This window comes from Pseudomonadota bacterium (genome assembly GCA_037200975.1).
Lineage (GTDB): Bacteria > Pseudomonadota > Gammaproteobacteria > Steroidobacterales > Steroidobacteraceae > CADEED01.
The window spans coordinates 692178-710150 of record JBBCGI010000001.1 but is presented as its reverse complement, the minus strand read 5'-3'; the positions used below and the strand labels follow the sequence as shown (position 1 = coordinate 710150).

The 17973-nt window shown below is 64.7% G+C and carries 12 protein-coding genes; 3 read left to right on the top strand and 9 right to left on the bottom strand.

Annotated features, from left to right (window positions below; genetic code table 11):
* Positions 1-235: 235 nt before the first annotated feature.
* Entirely contained in the window at positions 236-760 is a 525-nt protein-coding gene (locus WDO72_03090; GenBank protein MEJ0084644.1) for a PIN domain-containing protein, read from the bottom strand.
* A complete protein-coding gene (locus WDO72_03085) occupies positions 738-980 on the bottom strand; it encodes a hypothetical protein (protein ID MEJ0084643.1) in 243 nt (80 codons plus the stop codon). The genes WDO72_03090 and WDO72_03085 overlap by 23 nt, the downstream gene beginning before the upstream one ends.
* Positions 981-1049: 69 nt before the next feature.
* Here WDO72_03085 and WDO72_03080 point away from each other — a divergent pair, with 69 nt between their 5' ends.
* The 3 genes from WDO72_03080 to WDO72_03070 all read left to right on the top strand — a co-directional run bounded on the left by WDO72_03080 (position 1050) and on the right by WDO72_03070 (position 5319).
* Positions 1050-2165: a mannose-1-phosphate guanylyltransferase/mannose-6-phosphate isomerase gene (locus tag WDO72_03080; protein MEJ0084642.1), complete on the top strand. Its 1116-nt coding sequence runs from the start codon at positions 1050-1052 to the stop codon at positions 2163-2165.
* A complete protein-coding gene (locus WDO72_03075; GenBank protein MEJ0084641.1) occupies positions 2162-3544 on the top strand; it encodes a phosphomannomutase in 1383 nt (460 codons plus the stop codon). Before WDO72_03080 ends, WDO72_03075 begins: the two co-directional genes overlap by 4 nt.
* 83 nt (positions 3545-3627) lie before the next feature.
* Positions 3628-5319 carry a M28 family peptidase gene (locus tag WDO72_03070; protein ID MEJ0084640.1) on the top strand — a complete coding sequence of 564 codons (1692 nt, stop codon included), beginning with the start codon at positions 3628-3630 and terminating at the stop codon, positions 5317-5319.
* Positions 5320-5451: 132 nt separating this feature from the next.
* Here the strand turns inward: WDO72_03070 and WDO72_03065 are convergent, their stop codons facing one another.
* From WDO72_03065 to WDO72_03035, 7 genes are all read right to left on the bottom strand, one after another.
* Entirely contained in the window at positions 5452-6759 is a 1308-nt protein-coding gene (locus WDO72_03065) for a serine/threonine-protein kinase (GenBank protein MEJ0084639.1), read from the bottom strand.
* 12 nt (positions 6760-6771) lie between these two features.
* Entirely contained in the window at positions 6772-8250 is a 1479-nt protein-coding gene (locus WDO72_03060) for a response regulator (protein ID MEJ0084638.1), read from the bottom strand.
* A gap of 18 nt (positions 8251-8268) precedes the next feature.
* Entirely contained in the window at positions 8269-11091 is a 2823-nt protein-coding gene (locus WDO72_03055; GenBank protein MEJ0084637.1) for a response regulator, read from the bottom strand.
* 42 nt (positions 11092-11133) lie between these two features.
* A complete protein-coding gene (locus tag WDO72_03050; protein MEJ0084636.1) occupies positions 11134-13680 on the bottom strand; it encodes a HAMP domain-containing methyl-accepting chemotaxis protein in 2547 nt (848 codons plus the stop codon).
* Between the two features lie 4 nt (positions 13681-13684).
* On the bottom strand, positions 13685-14200 hold the full coding sequence (locus tag WDO72_03045) for a chemotaxis protein CheW (protein MEJ0084635.1): 516 nt from the start codon (positions 14198-14200) through the stop codon (positions 13685-13687).
* 7 nt (positions 14201-14207) lie between these two features.
* Positions 14208-14573 (bottom strand): response regulator, encoded by a 366-nt coding sequence (locus WDO72_03040; GenBank protein MEJ0084634.1) that lies wholly within the window; start codon positions 14571-14573, stop codon positions 14208-14210.
* 238 nt (positions 14574-14811) lie between these two features.
* Positions 14812-17958, bottom strand: a complete 3147-nt coding sequence (locus tag WDO72_03035) for a PAS domain S-box protein (GenBank protein MEJ0084633.1) — start codon at positions 17956-17958, stop codon at positions 14812-14814.
* Positions 17959-17973: the final 15 nt, after the last annotated feature.

The window sequence follows — 17973 nt, the reverse complement described above, 5'->3', positions numbered from 1 at the left end:
ATACAAGCTGGCGCGACGTGTTTGACGGGCACGTTCTTCAACTGCGCGTGCCATCAACTTGGCAATCACGGCGCTCTTGTTCTCGCCAGCGAATGCGGCGTCGAAAGCCTCGCGTATTTCCGAAGGCACACTGAAATTCACGGTAGCCATGACATACCTACATTGTTGAAAATTTCAACAATAGACATTTTTCTCCGCCCAGAATTGACAGTCAAGGAACGATGAAAAAAAGCCGTCACGCAGCTGCCGGACTGCGTTCCTTGCGCGGCCGCCCGCGCCCGCGATGCCGCGAGGCGAGGCGCGGGGCAACCGAATACGCGCCCGCTTCATCGGCGACACCAAGCTCAAACGGATTGCGGATAGTTACCCCCCCGTAGTTGGCCTTGTCTTGAAGGTCTTCGGTGAGCAGCAACGCGCAGCCCTGAGTCTGGGCCGCCGCAATGAGGAGACAATCCCACCAGTTGAGTTGATAGCGTCCTTCGATCTCATGCGCTCGCATCAGGACTTCGCCGTCGAGTTCCTGCGGATTCCATTGGAGCAGCTCACGAACGTCTTCCCAGGCGACATCGCCGCGTACGCGGAACTTCGCGTGCATGGTCAGCAGCGAGTAATACTCATTGAGTACTTGAATGCTGGTTCTGCCGCGAAGATCCCGCCACAACAGCTCGAGCCATTCGCGCGCGCGCGCCTGCTTGGGTGAACCCACGGGCTCGCGTGCATACACGAAAACATGGGTGTCAACGAATACCAGGGCGGTCATACAGCTCCTCCCGCTTCGGTAACGGTTCGTCCGAATCGCGGATCTTGTACGGCGGTTTGGAGAGGTAACGCTCCATTGCACGTTGATAGTCGAGCCGCTGCTTCATTTCTCGCTGGAGCAATTCACCGAGAAAGCGCGAAACGCTCATGCTTTTTTCGGCGGCTTTTACGCGCACCCAAGCTGCAGTCTCGCTATCGAGAGTGACGGTGATGTTCTTCATGCTGCTAATATAACACGGGGTTCGTGTATTTATGACCCATTCTACTAATACAGGTACGATGCCGCCCCCATGACCCTCGTCCCCGTCATCCTCTCCGGCGGCGCCGGCACGCGGCTTTGGCCGCTGTCCCGCGAACTCCTCCCGAAACAGCTCCTCGCGCTCACCGGAGAACGCACGATGATCCAGGAGACCGCGGCGCGTTTGGCCGGGTTTCCGGGCGCTACGGGTCCGGTGGCGGTCTGCAACGAGGCGCATCGCTTCCTCGTCGCCGAACAGCTGCGCCAGCTGAACCTTGCGCCGAGCGCGATACTGCTGGAGCCGATCGGGCGCAACACCGCGCCGGCGATCGCGCTGGCCGCGCACGCGGTGATCGCCGCCGCAGGGGACGACGCCGTCATGCTGGTGCTGCCCGCCGATCACACGCTCAGCGATCTGCCGGCTTTCCAGGCCGCGATCGCCCAAGCGCTACCGGCCGCGACCGCCGGCAAACTAGTCGCCTTTGGCATCGTCGCGCGCACACCCGAGACGGGCTACGGATACATCAAGCGTGGCGCGCCCGTGGGTGCGGTTACACCCATCGCGCAGTTCGTCGAAAAACCCGACCTGAAGCGCGCCCAGGAATTCGTCGCCTCCGGCAACTACTTCTGGAACTCCGGCATGTTCATGTTCGGCGCGCGGCGGTTCCTCGACGAACTGGCGCAGCACGCGCCGGACATCGCCGACGTCTGCGCTCGCGCCAGCGCGAGCGCGGTGCGCGACCAGGATTTCACACGCGTTTCCGAAGCGATCTTCAGCTCCTGTCGCAGCGATTCGGTGGACTACGCGGTCATGGAAAAAACCCGCGACGCGGTGATGGTGCCGCTCGATGCGGGTTGGAACGACGTGGGCTCGTGGGCGGCGCTGCACGACGTGTTGCCCGCCGATGAACGCGGCAACGTGCTGCGCGGCGATGTGATCCTCGAGGACAGCGACGCCTGCTACGTGCATGCGGATAGCCGGCTCGTTGCGGCGCTGGGTTTGCACGACATGGTCATCGTCGAAACCGCGGACGCCGTCATGGTCGCGCCGAAATCCAAGGTGCAGGACGTCAAGAAACTCGTGGCGCGGATCAAGGCTGCGGGCCGCTCCGAACACGTGTCGCATGCCTTGCCGGCCTTGCAGGATTCGAAGGGAACCAACAAGTGACGCTCAATCTATCGGCCTTCAAGGCCTATGACGTTCGCGGCCGCATTCCGGATGAAATCAATTCCGAGCTCGTTTACCAGGTCGGGCGCGCTTACGCGGCATTCATCAAGCCGCAGCGCGTCTGCGTCGGGCGTGACATCCGCCTCACGAGCGAGGAGTTCGCGCTGGCGCTGATCCGCGGCCTGACTGACGCGGGTGTCGATGTGCTCGACATCGGCCTGTGCGGCACCGAAGGCGTGTACTTCGCCACGTTCAACTGGAAGCTCGATGGCGGGATCATGATCACCGCCAGCCACAATCCGCCGGATTACAACGGGCTCAAGCTGGTGCGCGAACAGAGCAAACCGGTGGGCTCCGACACGGGACTCAAGGAGATCGCCGCGCTGATCGCCAGCGGCAAACTACCTGCGCCCGCAGCCGTGAAAGGCAAGGTCACGAAACTCGAGACTTCGAAGGAATACATCGAGCACCTGCTGGGGTACGTGAATCGCAAATCGCTGCGCAAGCTCAAGGTGATGGTGGACGCGGGTAATGGCGGCGCGGGCCTCTCCGTAGACAAACTGGAGCCGCACCTGCCGTTCGAATTCATCAAGGTGCGCCACGAGCCGAACGGCAAATTTCCGCACGGCGTGCCGAACCCCATGCTGGAAGAAAATCGCGGTCCGGCGCTCGAAGCGCTGCGCCGTTCGGGCGCCGATGTCGGCATCGCCTGGGACGGTGACTACGATCGCTGCTTTTTCTACGACTCCAAGGGCGCATTCATCGAGGGTTATTACATCGTCGGATTGTTGGCCGAGGCGTTCCTGGCCAAACAACCCGGCGCACGCATCGTCTACGACCCCCGACTCACGTGGAATACGGTCGAGACCGTGAAGCGGCTGGGCGGCGTGCCCGTCATGAGCAAATCCGGCCATGCGTTCATCAAGCAGAAGATGCGCGAGGTCGACGGCGCCTACGGTGGCGAGATGAGCGCGCATCACTATTTTCGCGACTTCTCGTATTGCGACAGCGGCATGATCCCCTGGCTGCTGGTGCTGGAACGTGTGTGCGAATCCGGCCTGTCGCTGGATGAACTGGTCGCGGCGCGCATCAAGGCTTTTCCGGCAAGCGGCGAGATCAACCGCAAACTGCCGGATGCGAAAAAAGTACTCGCGGCCGCCGAGGCGCGTTATGCCGCCGGCGCGGTGGTCGTCGACTACACCGATGGCCTGTCGGTGGACCACAAGAACTGGCGCTTCAACCTGCGCGCCTCCAACACGGAACCGCTGGTGCGTCTCAATGTCGAATCCCGCGCTGATGAAGGATTGATGCGCGAGAAGACGTCGGAGTTGCTGGCCTTCCTCGATACGTTAGGCGCCGAAAAACCGTCCGCGCATTAGTGGGGCAGCCTCGTGGGCAGTTCCTCGTCTCCTGGCAAAAGGGACGCGCCTGATCCAGTCTCGTCGAATTCTCTGGAGTCCGAATGAACAACGACAGAAAGACTTTCTCCGCCACTGTCGCCGTATGGGCCGTGTTTGGCGGCGCCCCGACTCTTGCGCTGGCCGCCGACAATGCTTCGTTTGCCATACCTGCAACGGTGGAACAGGTCGCGAAAACTCAGATCACCGGCGACAACCTCGAAGCGCATATCCGGTTTCTCGCGTCGGACGCACTCGAAGGACGCGGCCCCGCGACCCGCGGCGATGCGCTCGCGCGCCTCTACCTCGCGACGGAACTGCAGTCGCTGGGCTATCAGCCCGGCGGTGACAACGGCAGCTGGGAACAACCGGTCGACCTGGTCGAGGTCACCGCCAAACTACCCGCTGTCTGGTCGTTTGCCGGCAAGAATGGCAACGCCGATCTCAAGGTCTCGGAGGATTACATCGCGGGCTCGGGCGTGCAGACGCCGACTGCGGCCATCAAGGATGCCGGTGTCGTGTTCGTGGGCTACGGCATCGAAGCGCCCGAATACAAATGGGATGACTTCAAGGGCGTGGACGTGAAGGGCAAGGTGCTCGTCATGCTCAACAGCGATCCGGACTGGGACCCGAAGTTGTTTGCCGGCAAGACGCGCTTGTACTACGGCCGCTGGACGTACAAATATGAAAGCGCCGCGCGCCATGGTGCCGCTGGCGTCATCATCGTGCACACCACGCCGTCCGCGGGCTATCCGTGGCAAGTGGTGCAGTCATCCTGGGGCGGTGGGCAGTTCGAACTACCGGCGGAAGGCGAGCCGCGGCTGCAGTTGAAGGGCTGGGCCACGGAAGAGGCGTCGCGCCGGCTGGTGAAGGCGGCGGGGCAGGATCTCGACAAGCTCATCGCCGCTGCGCGCAACCGCAATTTCAGACCGGTGCCGCTGGCGCTCAAGACGTCCATCGAGTTCGAGAACAAGGTGTCGAAGGTGCGCTCCGCCAATGTCGCCGGCTTGCTGCCGGGCAGCGATCCGAAGCTCAAGAGCGAAGTGGTCATCTACTCCGCGCACCACGATCACTTTGGCATCGGCAAACCCGATGCCAAGGGCGACACCATCTACAACGGCGCGGAAGACAACGCCACCGGCTGTTCGCTGGTGCTCGCGATGGCGCGCGCCTTTGCCGCGCTGCCGGAGCGGCCGCGGCGCTCCATCCTCATGTTGTTCGTCGCGGGTGAAGAGCAGGGATTGTTAGGCAGCAAGTACTACTCGCTGCACCCGACCTTCGCCCCAGGCAAGATCGCCGCCAACCTCAACTACGACGGCGGCAATTTCAAGGGCCGTGCCAGGGACATCGCCTACATCGGCTACGGCAAGTCCTCGCTCGATCAGGTTGTCAACGCGCTGGCGGCGCAGCAGGGCAGGGTCGTGGTGCCCGATCAATTCCCCGAGAAAGGGTTCTTCTACCGCTCGGACCAGTTCAACTTTGCGAAGATCGGCGTACCTGCCATGTATTTCGGCCGCAGCACCGACTACATCGGCAAGCCCGCGGGCTGGGGCAAGACGCAGGAAGAAGAATGGGTGGAGCACATCTACCATCAGCCCAGCGATGAGATCACCGCCGAGTGGGTGTTTGACGGCATGGTGGAAGATGCATCGTTAGGCTTTTACGCCGGCTGGCTCGTTGCACAGGCCGATGCGATGCCGACGTGGAACCCCGGCGATGAATTCGAAGCCGCGCGCAAGCAGGCCCTCAGCCAGTAGAGGACATTCCGCCGGTAAAGGGGACATGCCTGGAAAAAGGGGACAGATCTATTTATTGATGGAATGCCCTCGTAAACGGTCGGCTATTCGGTCAATAAATAGATCTGTCCCCTTTTTCCAGGCATGTCCCCTTTACGCGATCGCGGGCTTCTCCGAGGGCTCGGCCATCATGTATTCCATGAGCCCGGCGAAAGCCTCTTCGGCGCTCGCGTAACGCAGTTCCGGGCTCTTGGCGACCAGGCGTTCCAGGAAGCGCTGATGGCGTGCGAACTGCTCCGGCAGTTTCGGAATGGGCGCGGTCTTGTGCATTTCGAATAGCCCCACGAGTGAAGCCGCGGCATACATGCGTTGGCCCGTGAGCAACTCGTAGAGCATCACGCCGACACTGTAAAGGTCCGAGCGTTCGTCGGCGGTGCCGCCGAGCGCCTGCTCGGGCGATAGATAGTAGGGCGTACCGATGACGACGCCGGCCAGCGTTTTCGCCACCGGGTCCGCATCGCGACGTGCGCTGCCGAAGTCGACCAGCGCGATGGTGCCATTGTCGCGGAACATCACGTTGGCCGGCTTGAGGTCGCGATGAATGATGCCGGCAGCGTGTACGGACACCAGCGCGGAGAGAATCGACCCGACGATGATCAGCGATTCCTCGACGCCGGGCCGGTCACGCGCCACACGGGCGCGCAAGTCACCCGCTGGAAAGTATTCCATGACTATGTAGGCATGGCTGTCGGTGAAACCGTGTTCGAACACCTTGGCGACGTACGGGCTGTCGATGCTCGACGTCGCGAAATACTCCTGCACGAAGCGCGACAACAGATCCGAATCTCCGCTGCCCTCGGACTTCAGCACTTTCAGCACGACCTGCTGCTTGTCCGAGATGCGCTCGCACAGGCAGACGTTGGCGGTGGCGCCGCTGCCGAGTGGTTTGACCGGCGTGAAGCCCTGGATGTTGGCGGACTCGAGCACCGCGCGCGCGTCGGCCAGGCGTTTCGCCGCGACGCGCGCGGCGGCGTTCGGGTCGTCGTCGGGGACGGCAGGTTTGGATACCGCCTTGAAGTCCTGGCGAATCGGTTTGATGTCTGCCGCGGGTGGCGTCACAGCGGCGGGCGGCTCGCGGCGCGGCGGCAGCGGCGGCACCTTGACGTCGATCTGTTCCGGCGGCTTGTGTCGGGTGGCTTCCGCCGGCACGCGCACGATCTTCGGGAAGTTAGGCTTCGAGCGCAGGTCCGACAACCACAGCAGCCCCTCTTTGCGCAGGTACTCATCGTCGATGAGCATGTGCGCATAGCGGTCCCAGCGGAAATCCACCGGTGGTTTGCCGTACGCGGCGAGATCATGAACCTCGAGTTTCGCCGCCGGCCAGTTCAGGATCGCGAGCCGGCGCGCCCGGTTCACCAGGCCGCTGCCGTGTCGCATGATGAGTACGCGTTCGGTAGCCACGTCCGATTGCCCTTACTTCTTCGTGACGGTGTGCCGCTCGATGATGGCGCGCAGCTTCATTTCATCTACCGGTTTGGTGAGATATCCATCGCAGCCCGCCATCGTGCCGCGGATCTTGTCGAAGGTCTTGTCCTTGCTGGTGAGCATCACGACTTTCATCAGCGAATTGTCCTTGTTCTTCTTGATCATCTTGCAGACGTCGTAGCCGTCCATGCCGGGCAGCATCACGTCGAGGAAGATCATGTCGAAATGTTGTTTGGAGATCTTGAACAGCGCCTCTTCGCCAGACGATGCGAACTCGGGCTGGATGCCGTACGGCTGCAGCTTGTTCTGCAGGAAGGTGCGCATGAGCGGGCTGTCGTCGACGGCGAGCACGCGGAAGTTGTGTTCCTCGTGACGCGGAGTCGGCACGGCCGTGGGCATCACGGGTGCGGGCGGCGGCGCGACCGCTGCCGGCGGCGGGACCATCGGCGCGGTGGCACTCGCCGGCGGCGCCACGGGCGCGGCCGGTGCTGTGAACGGCGCATCGGCCATCCGCGCAGCGGCCGGCAGCGACGCCGCGAGCGGCGAGCTGCTGCGCACCACGCGCAGTTCCGCGCGCGGCGGCGACGGTGCAACTGCGGCGGACAGGGCCGACGGCGACAGCGGCGTAACACCGCTCGCGATCAATGCCGCGGCCGCGTTGATTTTTTCCGCGGACGTTTTCTCCGGCGCGGGTTTGTCGACCATCGGCCTTTCGAAGGGAGGCTTGTCGCTCAGGATGCGATCGACGACCTTCTCGTTGACGGGCTTTTCGTTGATCGATTTGTCGAACACCGGTGCCACGTTGGGCTGCAGGGTCATGTGCGGCAACACGGTGGCCGCCGGCGCGGCGGCGGTCATCGCCGTGGGCATCGTGCCGGTGTGCGGCGAAGGCGCGGCAGACGTCGCGGTCATCGAATGACTGCTGGCCGCCATCGTGCTGGCGGCCGCGGATAACGGCGCCATGGAATTCATGCTCGCCGACAGCGACGGCGCGGGCGCCGCCGCACGCGGCATGGTCAGATTCTGTTTGGGATGGCTGCCCGGGCCGGTGTCGTTCACCTTTATCGCCGGCAGCGAACCGCTGGCGCTCGGCGACGAGACGTCATGACCCACGGCTTCGCGCGACGCGGCGGTCAACGCGATCGCCAGACGATCCATGGCGCCGACCACCTTGAGGCCCAGCGGACGCGACGCGGATGCCACGCCGAGATCGGTGTTCTTGCCGCCGACCACCAGGGTGCGGTCCGAGGTGCTGGCGAACGTCGCCTGCCAGCTCGCGACGGCGCTGTCGCTGTCGCCGTCCAGCAGGTACATGTCGGGGGCGACGCCGGTCTCCGGATTCCAGAGCTTGTAGCCGATCTGGCGTGCCGGTGCGACCGACAGCAGGAAGATCGAATTCAGCATCTGGCGCTCGGGCGCGGAGAAGCCGACGACTCGGACGTGGAAGATACGGGTTTTATTACTCATGACATGACCCTTGTGTGGTTAGCCGGCGGCGGCGCGTTTTTCGACGCGCCCGGTAACGGCAGTCGCCACGTGTTGCAACAATTCGTGATCGGTATACGGTTTGGTCAGATAAACGGAAACACCCGCGGAAAGCGCCTGGCGGCGATGTTTATCCATCGAGCGTGAAGTGATCATGATGACGGTGAGGCCGGCGAGCTCCGGCCGGCTGCGCACGTGCTGGCTCAATTCCAGGCCGTTCATGTTCGGCATTTCAAGATCGGTCAGCAGCACGTCCGGGCGCGTGACCTCCATCAGCTTGATCGCCTCGAGGCCATCGCGGGCCATCGTGACGTCGTAACCCTGGTCTTCGAGCAGCGTCGCGACGGCGCGCCGCACCGACATCGAGTCGTCGACCACGAGCACGCGCGAGCGGCGGATGTTCTGCGCACGCGCCTGGGCGGCCGCACGCAGGCTCATCTCGCGCGGGCTGCGCGCGAGTTCGGCGACATCCAGCAGCGGGATCACGCTGCCGTTGCCTAACAAGCCAATGCCGGTGACACCCGGAATGCGTTTCATGTAGCGGCCGGCCGGGCGGGTGACCAGTTCGCCAGCGTCGAGCACGGCGTCCACGAGAATGGCCAGCGCGCGCCCCTCGTTGTCGACCAGCACGAGATCGCGGCGCTCGGGAGCCGAGGCGGGCGCGAGGCCGGTCAACGCGGCGAGTTCGTGCGCGGGATATTTTGCGTCGTCGATCAGCGCGTAGAGGGCACCGTTGTCGCGCGTGAGCTGCACGGCCACCGCGGGCAGCGCGCGGCGCACGGCGTGGCTGGCCAATCCGAACACCTGGCCGCCGTCGCGCACGAACAGCGCGTGTGTCGCGACCAGCGAGGCCTGGAAGCGCAGTTCGATCGTGAGTCCGCGGCCGGATTCGGAGCGGATGTCGATGGAACCGGACAATGCGCGCAGGCGCGTCGCCACGACGTCGAGGCCGACGCCGCGGCCGGAGATTTCAGTGACGGCGTCGCGCGTGGAGAAGCCCGGCAGCAAGGTGAGGCGCGCGATCTCCGCGTCGCTCGGTGTGGCATCGGGCGGGAGCAATTCGCGTTCGATCGCCTTCGCGCGGATGTGTTCGAGATTCAAGCCGCGGCCGTCGTCGGCCACCTGCACGGTGACGACCTGGCCGCGACGCGCCACGGTCAGCGTGATCGTGCCGGCGCGCGGCTTGCCGGCGTATTCGCGTTCCTCGGGTGATTCGATCCCGTGGTCGACGGCGTTGCGCAGGATGTGCAGCAGCGGATCCAGCAACTGGTTCAACACGTCCGAATCGACCAGGATGTCCTGACCGACGACGATGAGTTGCGCCTGTTTGTGGGTGGCGGCGGCGGTCTGGCGCACGTTGCGCTGCAGCCGCGGCACGATGGTCTCGACCGGCGCCATGCGGGTCTGCGAGGCCAGATGTTGCAGCTCGCGCATGAGGCGTTGCTGCTGGTGCACTATGCCAGCGAGACCCGCCAGTTCGTCCTTGAGACCGGCGCCGAGATCGCGGGCGTCGGTGGATTCTTCCATCAGCGCGCGCGCGATGGACTGCACTTCGTTGTACTGGTCCATCTCCAGCGAATCGAAATCGGCGTTCGTTGTCTGCACGGCGTGCAACTTGTGGCGTGCCGCAAGTCCGCGAATGTCGACGGAATTCTCGAGCTCGAACAGGCGCTTCTGGATCGAACGGTCCTGCTCGACCAGCTGGCGCGAATGCCCCGCGGCCGATTTCAGTTCCTGGTCGAGCTCGCCGATCTTGATGGTGAGCTCACCCACCATGCGCACGAGGTTGTCGAGCAGCTCGGTGGGAACGCGGGTGGTGGCTTTCGGCTCCGCACGTGCGGCCAGCGGCGCGGGTGCCGCGACGGTGGGCACGGCTGGCGCCATGTTCTCCACGGACAGCGCCTGCTGGCGTACCGTGTCGGAAATATCGTTGCTGCGCGCCGCGTCGAGTAGTTCGACGACGCCCAGCGCGTTCTCGGGTGGGGAATCTTCGCCCGCGACCGCGGCCACCATCTGCTCGAGGCAGTCTGCCGCGGCCATCAGCGCCTGGGCGCGGCCGTGGGAGGGAGCGACGCCTTCGGCTTCGCAGATCTCCAGGATGTCTTCGAGGCGATGCGCAAGTTTGGCGACGCCGCGGATGCCGAGGATGTTGGCCGAACCTTTCAGCGTGTGGGCGGCGCGTTTGGCGTTCCGCAGCAGTTCGCCGCCGCTTTCGGGAGCCGCGATCCAGCCCTGCAGCGACAGGGTGACTTCGGCGGCCTGCGGCGGGGAGTCGTGCATGAAGGCGTCGAGCAGCGCGCCGTCGACGTCCGCGGAGATGTCGAGATTGAGATCGGAGGCTACCAGTGCTTCGGGCGCCGCCTGTTCGTTTTCATCGAGGGCCGCGCCAATCGAATGTGCCGCGGACAACTCCGCACCCAACTCCTTCAAAGCTTCTTCGTCGAGCGGCACGGGTACCCAACCGCCGCCGAAATGCGTCAGCAGCGATTCGACCGGGCCTGCATGCGTGGCGTCGCGCAGGTGCGCTTCGAGTAGTTTGGCCCAGTCGGTGAAGAACGGGCGTACCAGCAGGCGCGCGTCCTGATCTTCGGCGTTCAGCTGCCGCAGGTTGTCGAGCACGCAGGCGCAGATGCGCTGCACCCCGCCGAGGCCCATGTAGCCGGCGGCTTCGGAAAGCCGGGACACGGAAGTTACATACAAATCATTGGCAAGCGCGCAAGTCGCCGCGTCCCCCGACGAGCCGGCGTCGTAGCTCTGCGCGAGTTCGGGCGCGAGACCCTGCAACTCGTCGGCGAGCGCGGTGAGGAGATCCTGTCCTCGCATGTCGGCTGGTGATCCTTTTCCCGTTGTCCCGTGATGCGGCTATCAGGCTGCGCGCGCCGTGGTCGGCAGCTTGAACACGCGTACCGATTCGACCAGTCGATCGGCGGACTTCGACAGGTCGGCGGTGGCCTCGGACTGCAGCAGGATTTCCGCCGCGGTCTTTTCCGTGCTGGCGCCGATCTGATGCACGCGGTTGCGCAGCTCGGTGGTGATCTTCATCTGCACCTGCGCCGATGAGGTGATGCGCTTCACGAGCTCCACCAGCGAGGCGGTGGACTGCTGCGTTTCGCGCATCTGCGCGCCGGACTTCGCGGCCAGCTCGGAACCCGCAACCACCTGCGAAATCGTCTTGTTGACGGTATTGATCGTGTCGGCGGTTTCGATCTGGATGTTGTTCACGAGCTGCGCGATCTGCTGCGTCGCCTGGCGTGAGCTTTCCGCGAGGCGCTGCACTTCTTCGGCCACGACCGCGAAGCCGCGGCCCGCGTCGCCGGCGGCGGCCGCCTGCATGGAGGCGTTCAAGGCGAGAACGTGCGTGCGTTCGGCGATCGTATTGATCAGGTTCACGATGCCGGTGATTTCCTGCGAACGTTCGCCCAGGCGCTTGATGCGTTTTTCGGCCTCGGCGATGGATTCGCGGATGCCTTCCATGCCGCGCACGGTTTCGTTGACGGAGACGAGCGCGGTGGTGGTCGAGGTCGTCGCCTGTTCGGCGGCGCGGTTGGATGCGGCGGCGAGCTCGGCCACCTGGGTCATGACCTTGGACGCATTCGCGAGGTTCTCGCCCGCGCGCTCGACGTCCGAACGGCCGGCGACCGCCGAGGCGTTCACCGATTCGGCCTGGCGTTTCACGCGTTCGGTGGAGAGTTTCACCTGCGCCGCGATGCTGGTCACTTCGGACAACACGCGGCCGGTTTCGTACGACAGCAGGTTGATGGAGTCGGACACGGTGCCGATCACGTTCGCGGTGACGGGGGCTTTCGCGGTCAGGTCCTTGTTGGACAGCTGCGCGACGGCCTGCAGCAGCTGCACGACCGAGTTGTTGAGGTCTTCGTTCTCGCGCTCGGCGTCGGCGAGACGCGTGACGCGGTCGTCGAGCAGGTCGTCGAAGGCGCGTGACAGCTGGCCGAATTCGTCATCGCCACCCAATTGCGAACGCGCCGCGTAGTCGCCGGCGGCGATCTTGCTCACGGTGTCCTGCATCCTGGTGATGGGCTTCGTGACCGAACGCAGAAGCGAGAAGGCGATGAGGAGGCCCAGGCCCAGCAGCGCGACCGCGATGCCGGTGGACCACACGACCACTTTCTCGCGCACCGCGACCACCGGCCGGAAGGCTTCGGCCGCCTGGATCTCGGCCACGATGGCCCAGTTCAGGCCCAGCACCTTGAGCGGTGCATAGGCGCCGAGCACCGGCACCTTGGCGTAGTTAGGGTACACGCCGAAGCCGCTGGCTCCTTTTTCGAACACTTCGCTCGTGGCCTGAGTCTTGATAGGCACGAGACCGATGCTGGTGTGTTTGGCTTCGACCGCATTCGCCAGGCCCTGCGCGAAGCCTGCGTCTTTCACGCTGCGGGCGTAGGCGCCGATGTCCTCGACCGCCAGTCGCGCGATGGAACGCGGCGTGCCATCGGCGCCCGACACGAGATAGGTCTCACCGGAGTCGCCGAGGCCGCGCTCCTTCCACTTCGCTTCGTGCGTCATGACCGAATTGATCTTGTCGATGGGCACCTGCACGACGAGCACGCCGATCTTCTTGCCGCCATCGAAAATGGGCGTGCCGAGGAAGGCGGCCTGGTCGTTGTACGACGGCAGGTATTCACCGAACTCCGACAGCGCAACCATGCCGGGCTTGTCGAGCGCCCAGGAGGCGCGGAACGCGTCGCCGAGACGCGTCTTGGCGTACGGCCCGTTCACGAGCGACGTGCCGAAGTCGAGCTCCTTGAACACCGTGTAGACGATGTTTCCGCCGCGCGGCTCGACCAGAAAGATGTCGTACAGGCCGAACTGGCGCAGGGCAGTGCGCAGAAATGGATGCAGTGCGCCGTGCAGCTCGGAATACCGCGTGCCGTCGCTGGCCTTGTCGAGATTGTTCTTGCTGCCCAGCGGATGGCTGTTGTTGGCGATGTACTGGTATTGCAGATTCATCGCCAGGTCCGGCAACTGCGCCACCGTGGTCGCCATGTCGACCATTTTGCCGGTGTTGCGGCGCTGGAACTCCGCGGCGAAATCACCCGTGTAGTACTTGGCAAGGCGCGCGCGCTCGGCCGGCAGCTCGCCGATATTGAGCACGGAGTTTTCGTACGCACCGGGCAGGTCGCGCATGGCGTTGACGACGTCGGGCGCGGCGGCCAGCACCTGCAGCTGGTTCGAGAGCGAGCCGAAGTAGTCGGAGATCTGCGCGGCCTTCGAGGCGCGCTGCGCGATCAGGGCTTCGCGCGCCTGCGATTCGAGCGCCGCCTTGCCGGAGTTGAGCGATTCGCGACCCACAATGATGGACGTGACTGCCACCGGGATGATGGCCAGGAACAAAGTTCCGAGCAGCAGCTTCTGCCGGATGGACTGGGCGCCAAAGAGATTGCGAACGGCCATGGGGTTAGCTCACGAGTTGTTCAAGTAGTTGCGCGTAGTCGAATTCGAACCAGGCGTCGGCGCCCTGGGAATAGGTGGCGATCACTGCGGTGGCCGCGGCGGCGGACAGCGCCGGAGGGGCGATCTGCGATTCGGGCATGAAGGCCATGCGGCGTGGCAGGCCGTCGATGACGATGCCGGCGGCGTCGTTGCCGTGACCCATCACCAGCAACATGCGTTTCTCGCGCGGCAGGTGTTCGGTTTCAAACAGCGGCGCCAGATCGAACAGCGGGACGATGCGGCCGTGCAGGTTCACGAGACCCAGCAGGTTCTCGGGCATGCGTGGCAGTGGATAGACGTTGGGCATCTCGACGAGTTCGCTCGCGGTCGCGAACGGCGCCAGCAGCCGCATGTGCCCGATGCGGAATGCCTGGCGCACGATCTCGTCCGGATTTCCTTCACTCGCGGCGGGCGCGGCCAGTGCCGCGAGCTCCGCGGGCAGCGGCGGCAATCCGTACGAGAGGGGGAAGGTCGCGTTCATGGTTCGATCAGGCGCAGGCCTTGATGGCGCCGAGGATCTGGTCGGGGGTGTACGGCTTGGTCACGTAACCTTTCACGCCGAGCATCTGGGCCCAGACGCGGTCGGCCTTCTGGTTCTTGCTGGTGACCAGCACGACCGGGATGGTCTTGGTCGAGGCGTCACCGCCGATGGCGCGCGTGGCGGCGAAGCCGTCCATCTGGTCCATGTTGACGTCCATCAGGATGATGTCCGGCTGCTGCGACTTGGACATCTCCACCGCCTGCAGGCCGTTGGTCGCGGTGAGGGTGGTGTAGCCAGCCCCGCTCACGATCTTTTCCAGATTCATGAGATCCGGGCGCGCGTCGTCCACGATCAAGACTTTTTGAATGGCCACAAATGACTCCCAGGGCGCTACTGCGCCCACTGACACGAGGGGAATCTTGGCCGGTATGTGACAAAACCACGGTGACGCGGATCACACGGGGTACGCCTAGGAAAGGCTCCAGTTCGCGGTTCGGCCGGGTTTGGCTCGTACGGGGGCCCGGCCGCGCCCCGGGCCGGCGGGGCTGGCAGATAGGGCAGCGGCTCGAGGAGCGCCCCCTTTTGCTAGAGAACGGGGAGTGTCCCCATTTCTAACTACGGGGGCCGAGATGGTTGGAGAGCGCGGCGCGCAACTCCACGAGCTTCGGGGGCTTGCTCAGTACCTCGTCCACTCCGGGCGGGATATCTCCCTCGGCCACGAGCCGCCGGCCCCAGCCGGTCAGCATCAGCACCACCGTCGCCGGCACGGATGCCTTGATGGTTGCGGCAACTTTGCGGCCATCCACGTGCGGCATGCCGAGATCGGTGATCACGACTGGATAGGGCGTGCCGTTGGCGTGTGATTCGACGAATGCGTCGATGCCCGCCTGGCCGCCGGTCGCCGCGGTCACCTCGTGGCCGTCCGATTCGAGCGCGTCGCGTAGCGACTTGAGCAGCAGCGGATCGTCGTCGACGATGAGGATGCGTTGCGGCCCGACGCTGGCCACGGAAGCGCGCCTCGGCGAGGCGGCATCGATCGTCGCCGTCGAGAAACTCAGGCGTACCACCGTGCCCTTGCCGGGTTCGCTTTCGATCTCGAGATTCGCGCCGTGCCGCTGCGCGACGCCGTACACCATCGCGAGCCCGAGGCCCGTGCCGCGTTGCCCCTTGGTGGTGAAGAACGGCTCGAGACAGCGGCGCCGCGTGTCTTCATTCATGCCCACGCCGCGGTCGATCACCTCGAGGTGCACGGCGCGCGATTTCGCGCCCGCCGCGCTGGAGGTGCGGATGACGAGCGGCCCGCCCTCGGGCATCGCATCCACCGCATTGAACACCAGGTTCACCAGCGCATCGCGGATCTGGCTTTCGACCCCCGCGATCGGCGGCAGCGACGCTTCGAGTTCGGTGCGTACCTCGATGGCCGCGCCACGCTGCAGCGCCATGTCGGCCCAGCGCGCGCGCGTGAGATCGATGACCTGGGGCACGAGCTTGTTCAGATCGACGGGCTCCAGCGAAGACGGCAGTTCGCGCATGCGATAGAACTCGCCCATGCGCGAAACGGTCTGCGCCACATCGTCGACCGCGCGCTGGATGATCTCGAGATGTCCGCGCGCGCGCGTGCTCAATTGTTCGCGTTCGAGCAGCGCCTCGGTATACAACGCGACCGGCGAGATGGCGTTGTTGATGTCGTGCGCGATGCCGCTCGCCATCTGGCCGAGCGCACGCAGCCGTTCCTGTTGCATGACCTGCTGCTGCGTCTGGCGCAGGTCGTCATAGGCCCGCTGCAGCGCGCCGTACAGCTGCGCCTGGTGCGAGGCCAGCGCGGTGTGTTCGGTCGACTGACGCAGGAATTCGCATTCGCCGCTGCTGAAGGCTTCGGCCTCGCGGCGCGCGCACACCATCACGCCAAACACCTGGCTCTCGACCAGCATGGGCGCGATGACCAGCGAACGCATGCCGGCGCTCGCCAGGCGGCGCGGAAAATCGAAGTGTGTATTTGCGATGTCGGGTTCGTAGACCAGGTGTCCGCGCACGCAGCGGCCGAGGCCGTTCTCGTCGATGGGCACTGGCGCGTTTTCGAGCAGCTCGAGCTGGCTCGCCATCTCGTGGCTGCGGGCGCCGACGCAGCTCACGGTCAGCTTGTTTTCGCCCATGTCGTACAGGCAGATGCAGCAGAAATCGACCGGCAGTTCTTCTTCGATGGTACGGACCACCACCTGGAAGATGCTGCGCAGGTCCTGCCGCTCGCCGATCGCATGCGTGATGCGCGACAGCAGCGCGAGGCGTTGCAGTTGTTCGCGCAGCCGCGTATCGGCGCGCATGCGTTCGGTGACGTCGCGGTAGTTGGTGACGATGGCGCGCACGGCCGGATCCTGCAGCCGGTTCGTGGCCGTGCCTTCGAGCCACAACCAGCGTCCGTCCTTGTGCCGGCGGCGCCATAACACGGGCACCGGCTTGCCGGGGTTCGACATGAGCTGTTCGAAATATTTCTTGAGCAGCGGCAGGTCGTCGGGATGGGTGTTCTCCGGTCCCATGCGGCCGGTCAGCTCCTCGGCGGAGTAACCCTCGACGTGGGCCACCGACGGGCTCAGATAGAGGATCTTGTTGTCCGCATCGACCAGCGCGATCCCGTCCGCGCCATTTTCGATGAGCGTGCGGAAGCGATGCTCGCTCTGGCGCAGCGACTTGTTGGCCGCCGCCAGTTCCCCGGTGCGTTGTTCGACACGCAATTCCAGTTTGTCGTGCGCGTCGCGCAGCGCCTCGGCGGCGGCTGCAGCGTCGGTCACGTCGCGCGCGGTGCCGTACATCAATTCGCCCTGGGGCATCGAGCGCCAGGAAAGCACGCGCCACGAGCCGTCCTTGTGCCGGTAGCGATTCTCGAAATGCAGCACGCGTTCGCCGGTCTTCATCTGCCGTTCGACTTGCTGGATCGTCTTGGGCAGATCGTCGGGATGCACGAAATCCAGGTACGGACGGCTGGTGAATTCCTCCGGCGTCCAGCCGAGCACGTCGAACACCGCCGAGCTGACGCGTTTGAAATAACCATCGACACTCGAGATGACCAGGAAATCGAGCGACAGCGAGAAGAACTTGTTCAGCTCGCCTTCGGCCCGTTCGCGCGCGGCGAATTCGCGGCGGATCGTCACCAGCGCCACGCCGACGAACACCATCGCGAACAGGCTGCCGCCCACGATCACACTCTGCGCGATTCCCGCGCTGCGCTGGGCGCGCTCCTCACGTGCATCGAGCAACGCCTGCTCGGCGGTTTTCATCTGCTGCGCGATTTCGCGCAAGGAGTTTTGCAGGTCCGAGCCGCGCGGCGGGTGGGCGCCCATGGCCAGCACCGCCTCGAGGCCGCCTTTGCGCCGCAGCTCGATCGCCGCGGCGCTGCGCGCGAACCGTGCGTCGATGGCCTGCTCGAGGGCGGCGAGCCTCTGGATCTGCGCGGGGTTGTCGCGCACCAGGTCGCGCAAATGGTCGGCCAGCGCGCCCGTGCCGCTGACCACGGCGTCGTATTCGCGCACGAACTTTTCGTCGCCGCTGATGATGAAGGCACGATGGTTCGACTCGGCTTCGGTGGCCGCGCCGACGATCTGGTCGATCACCCGCATGGCTTCCTGCGAATGCGCGACGTTGGCGGAGTTTTCGCTGAGCCGCACCACGCTCGCGTAGCTGACGATGCCGATGACCACCAGCAACGCCAGCGCGACGCCGAAACCGGCGCGGATCGTGAGTTCGGTCTGCTTGGAGTTCTCCATCTGAAGTGGCGCAGC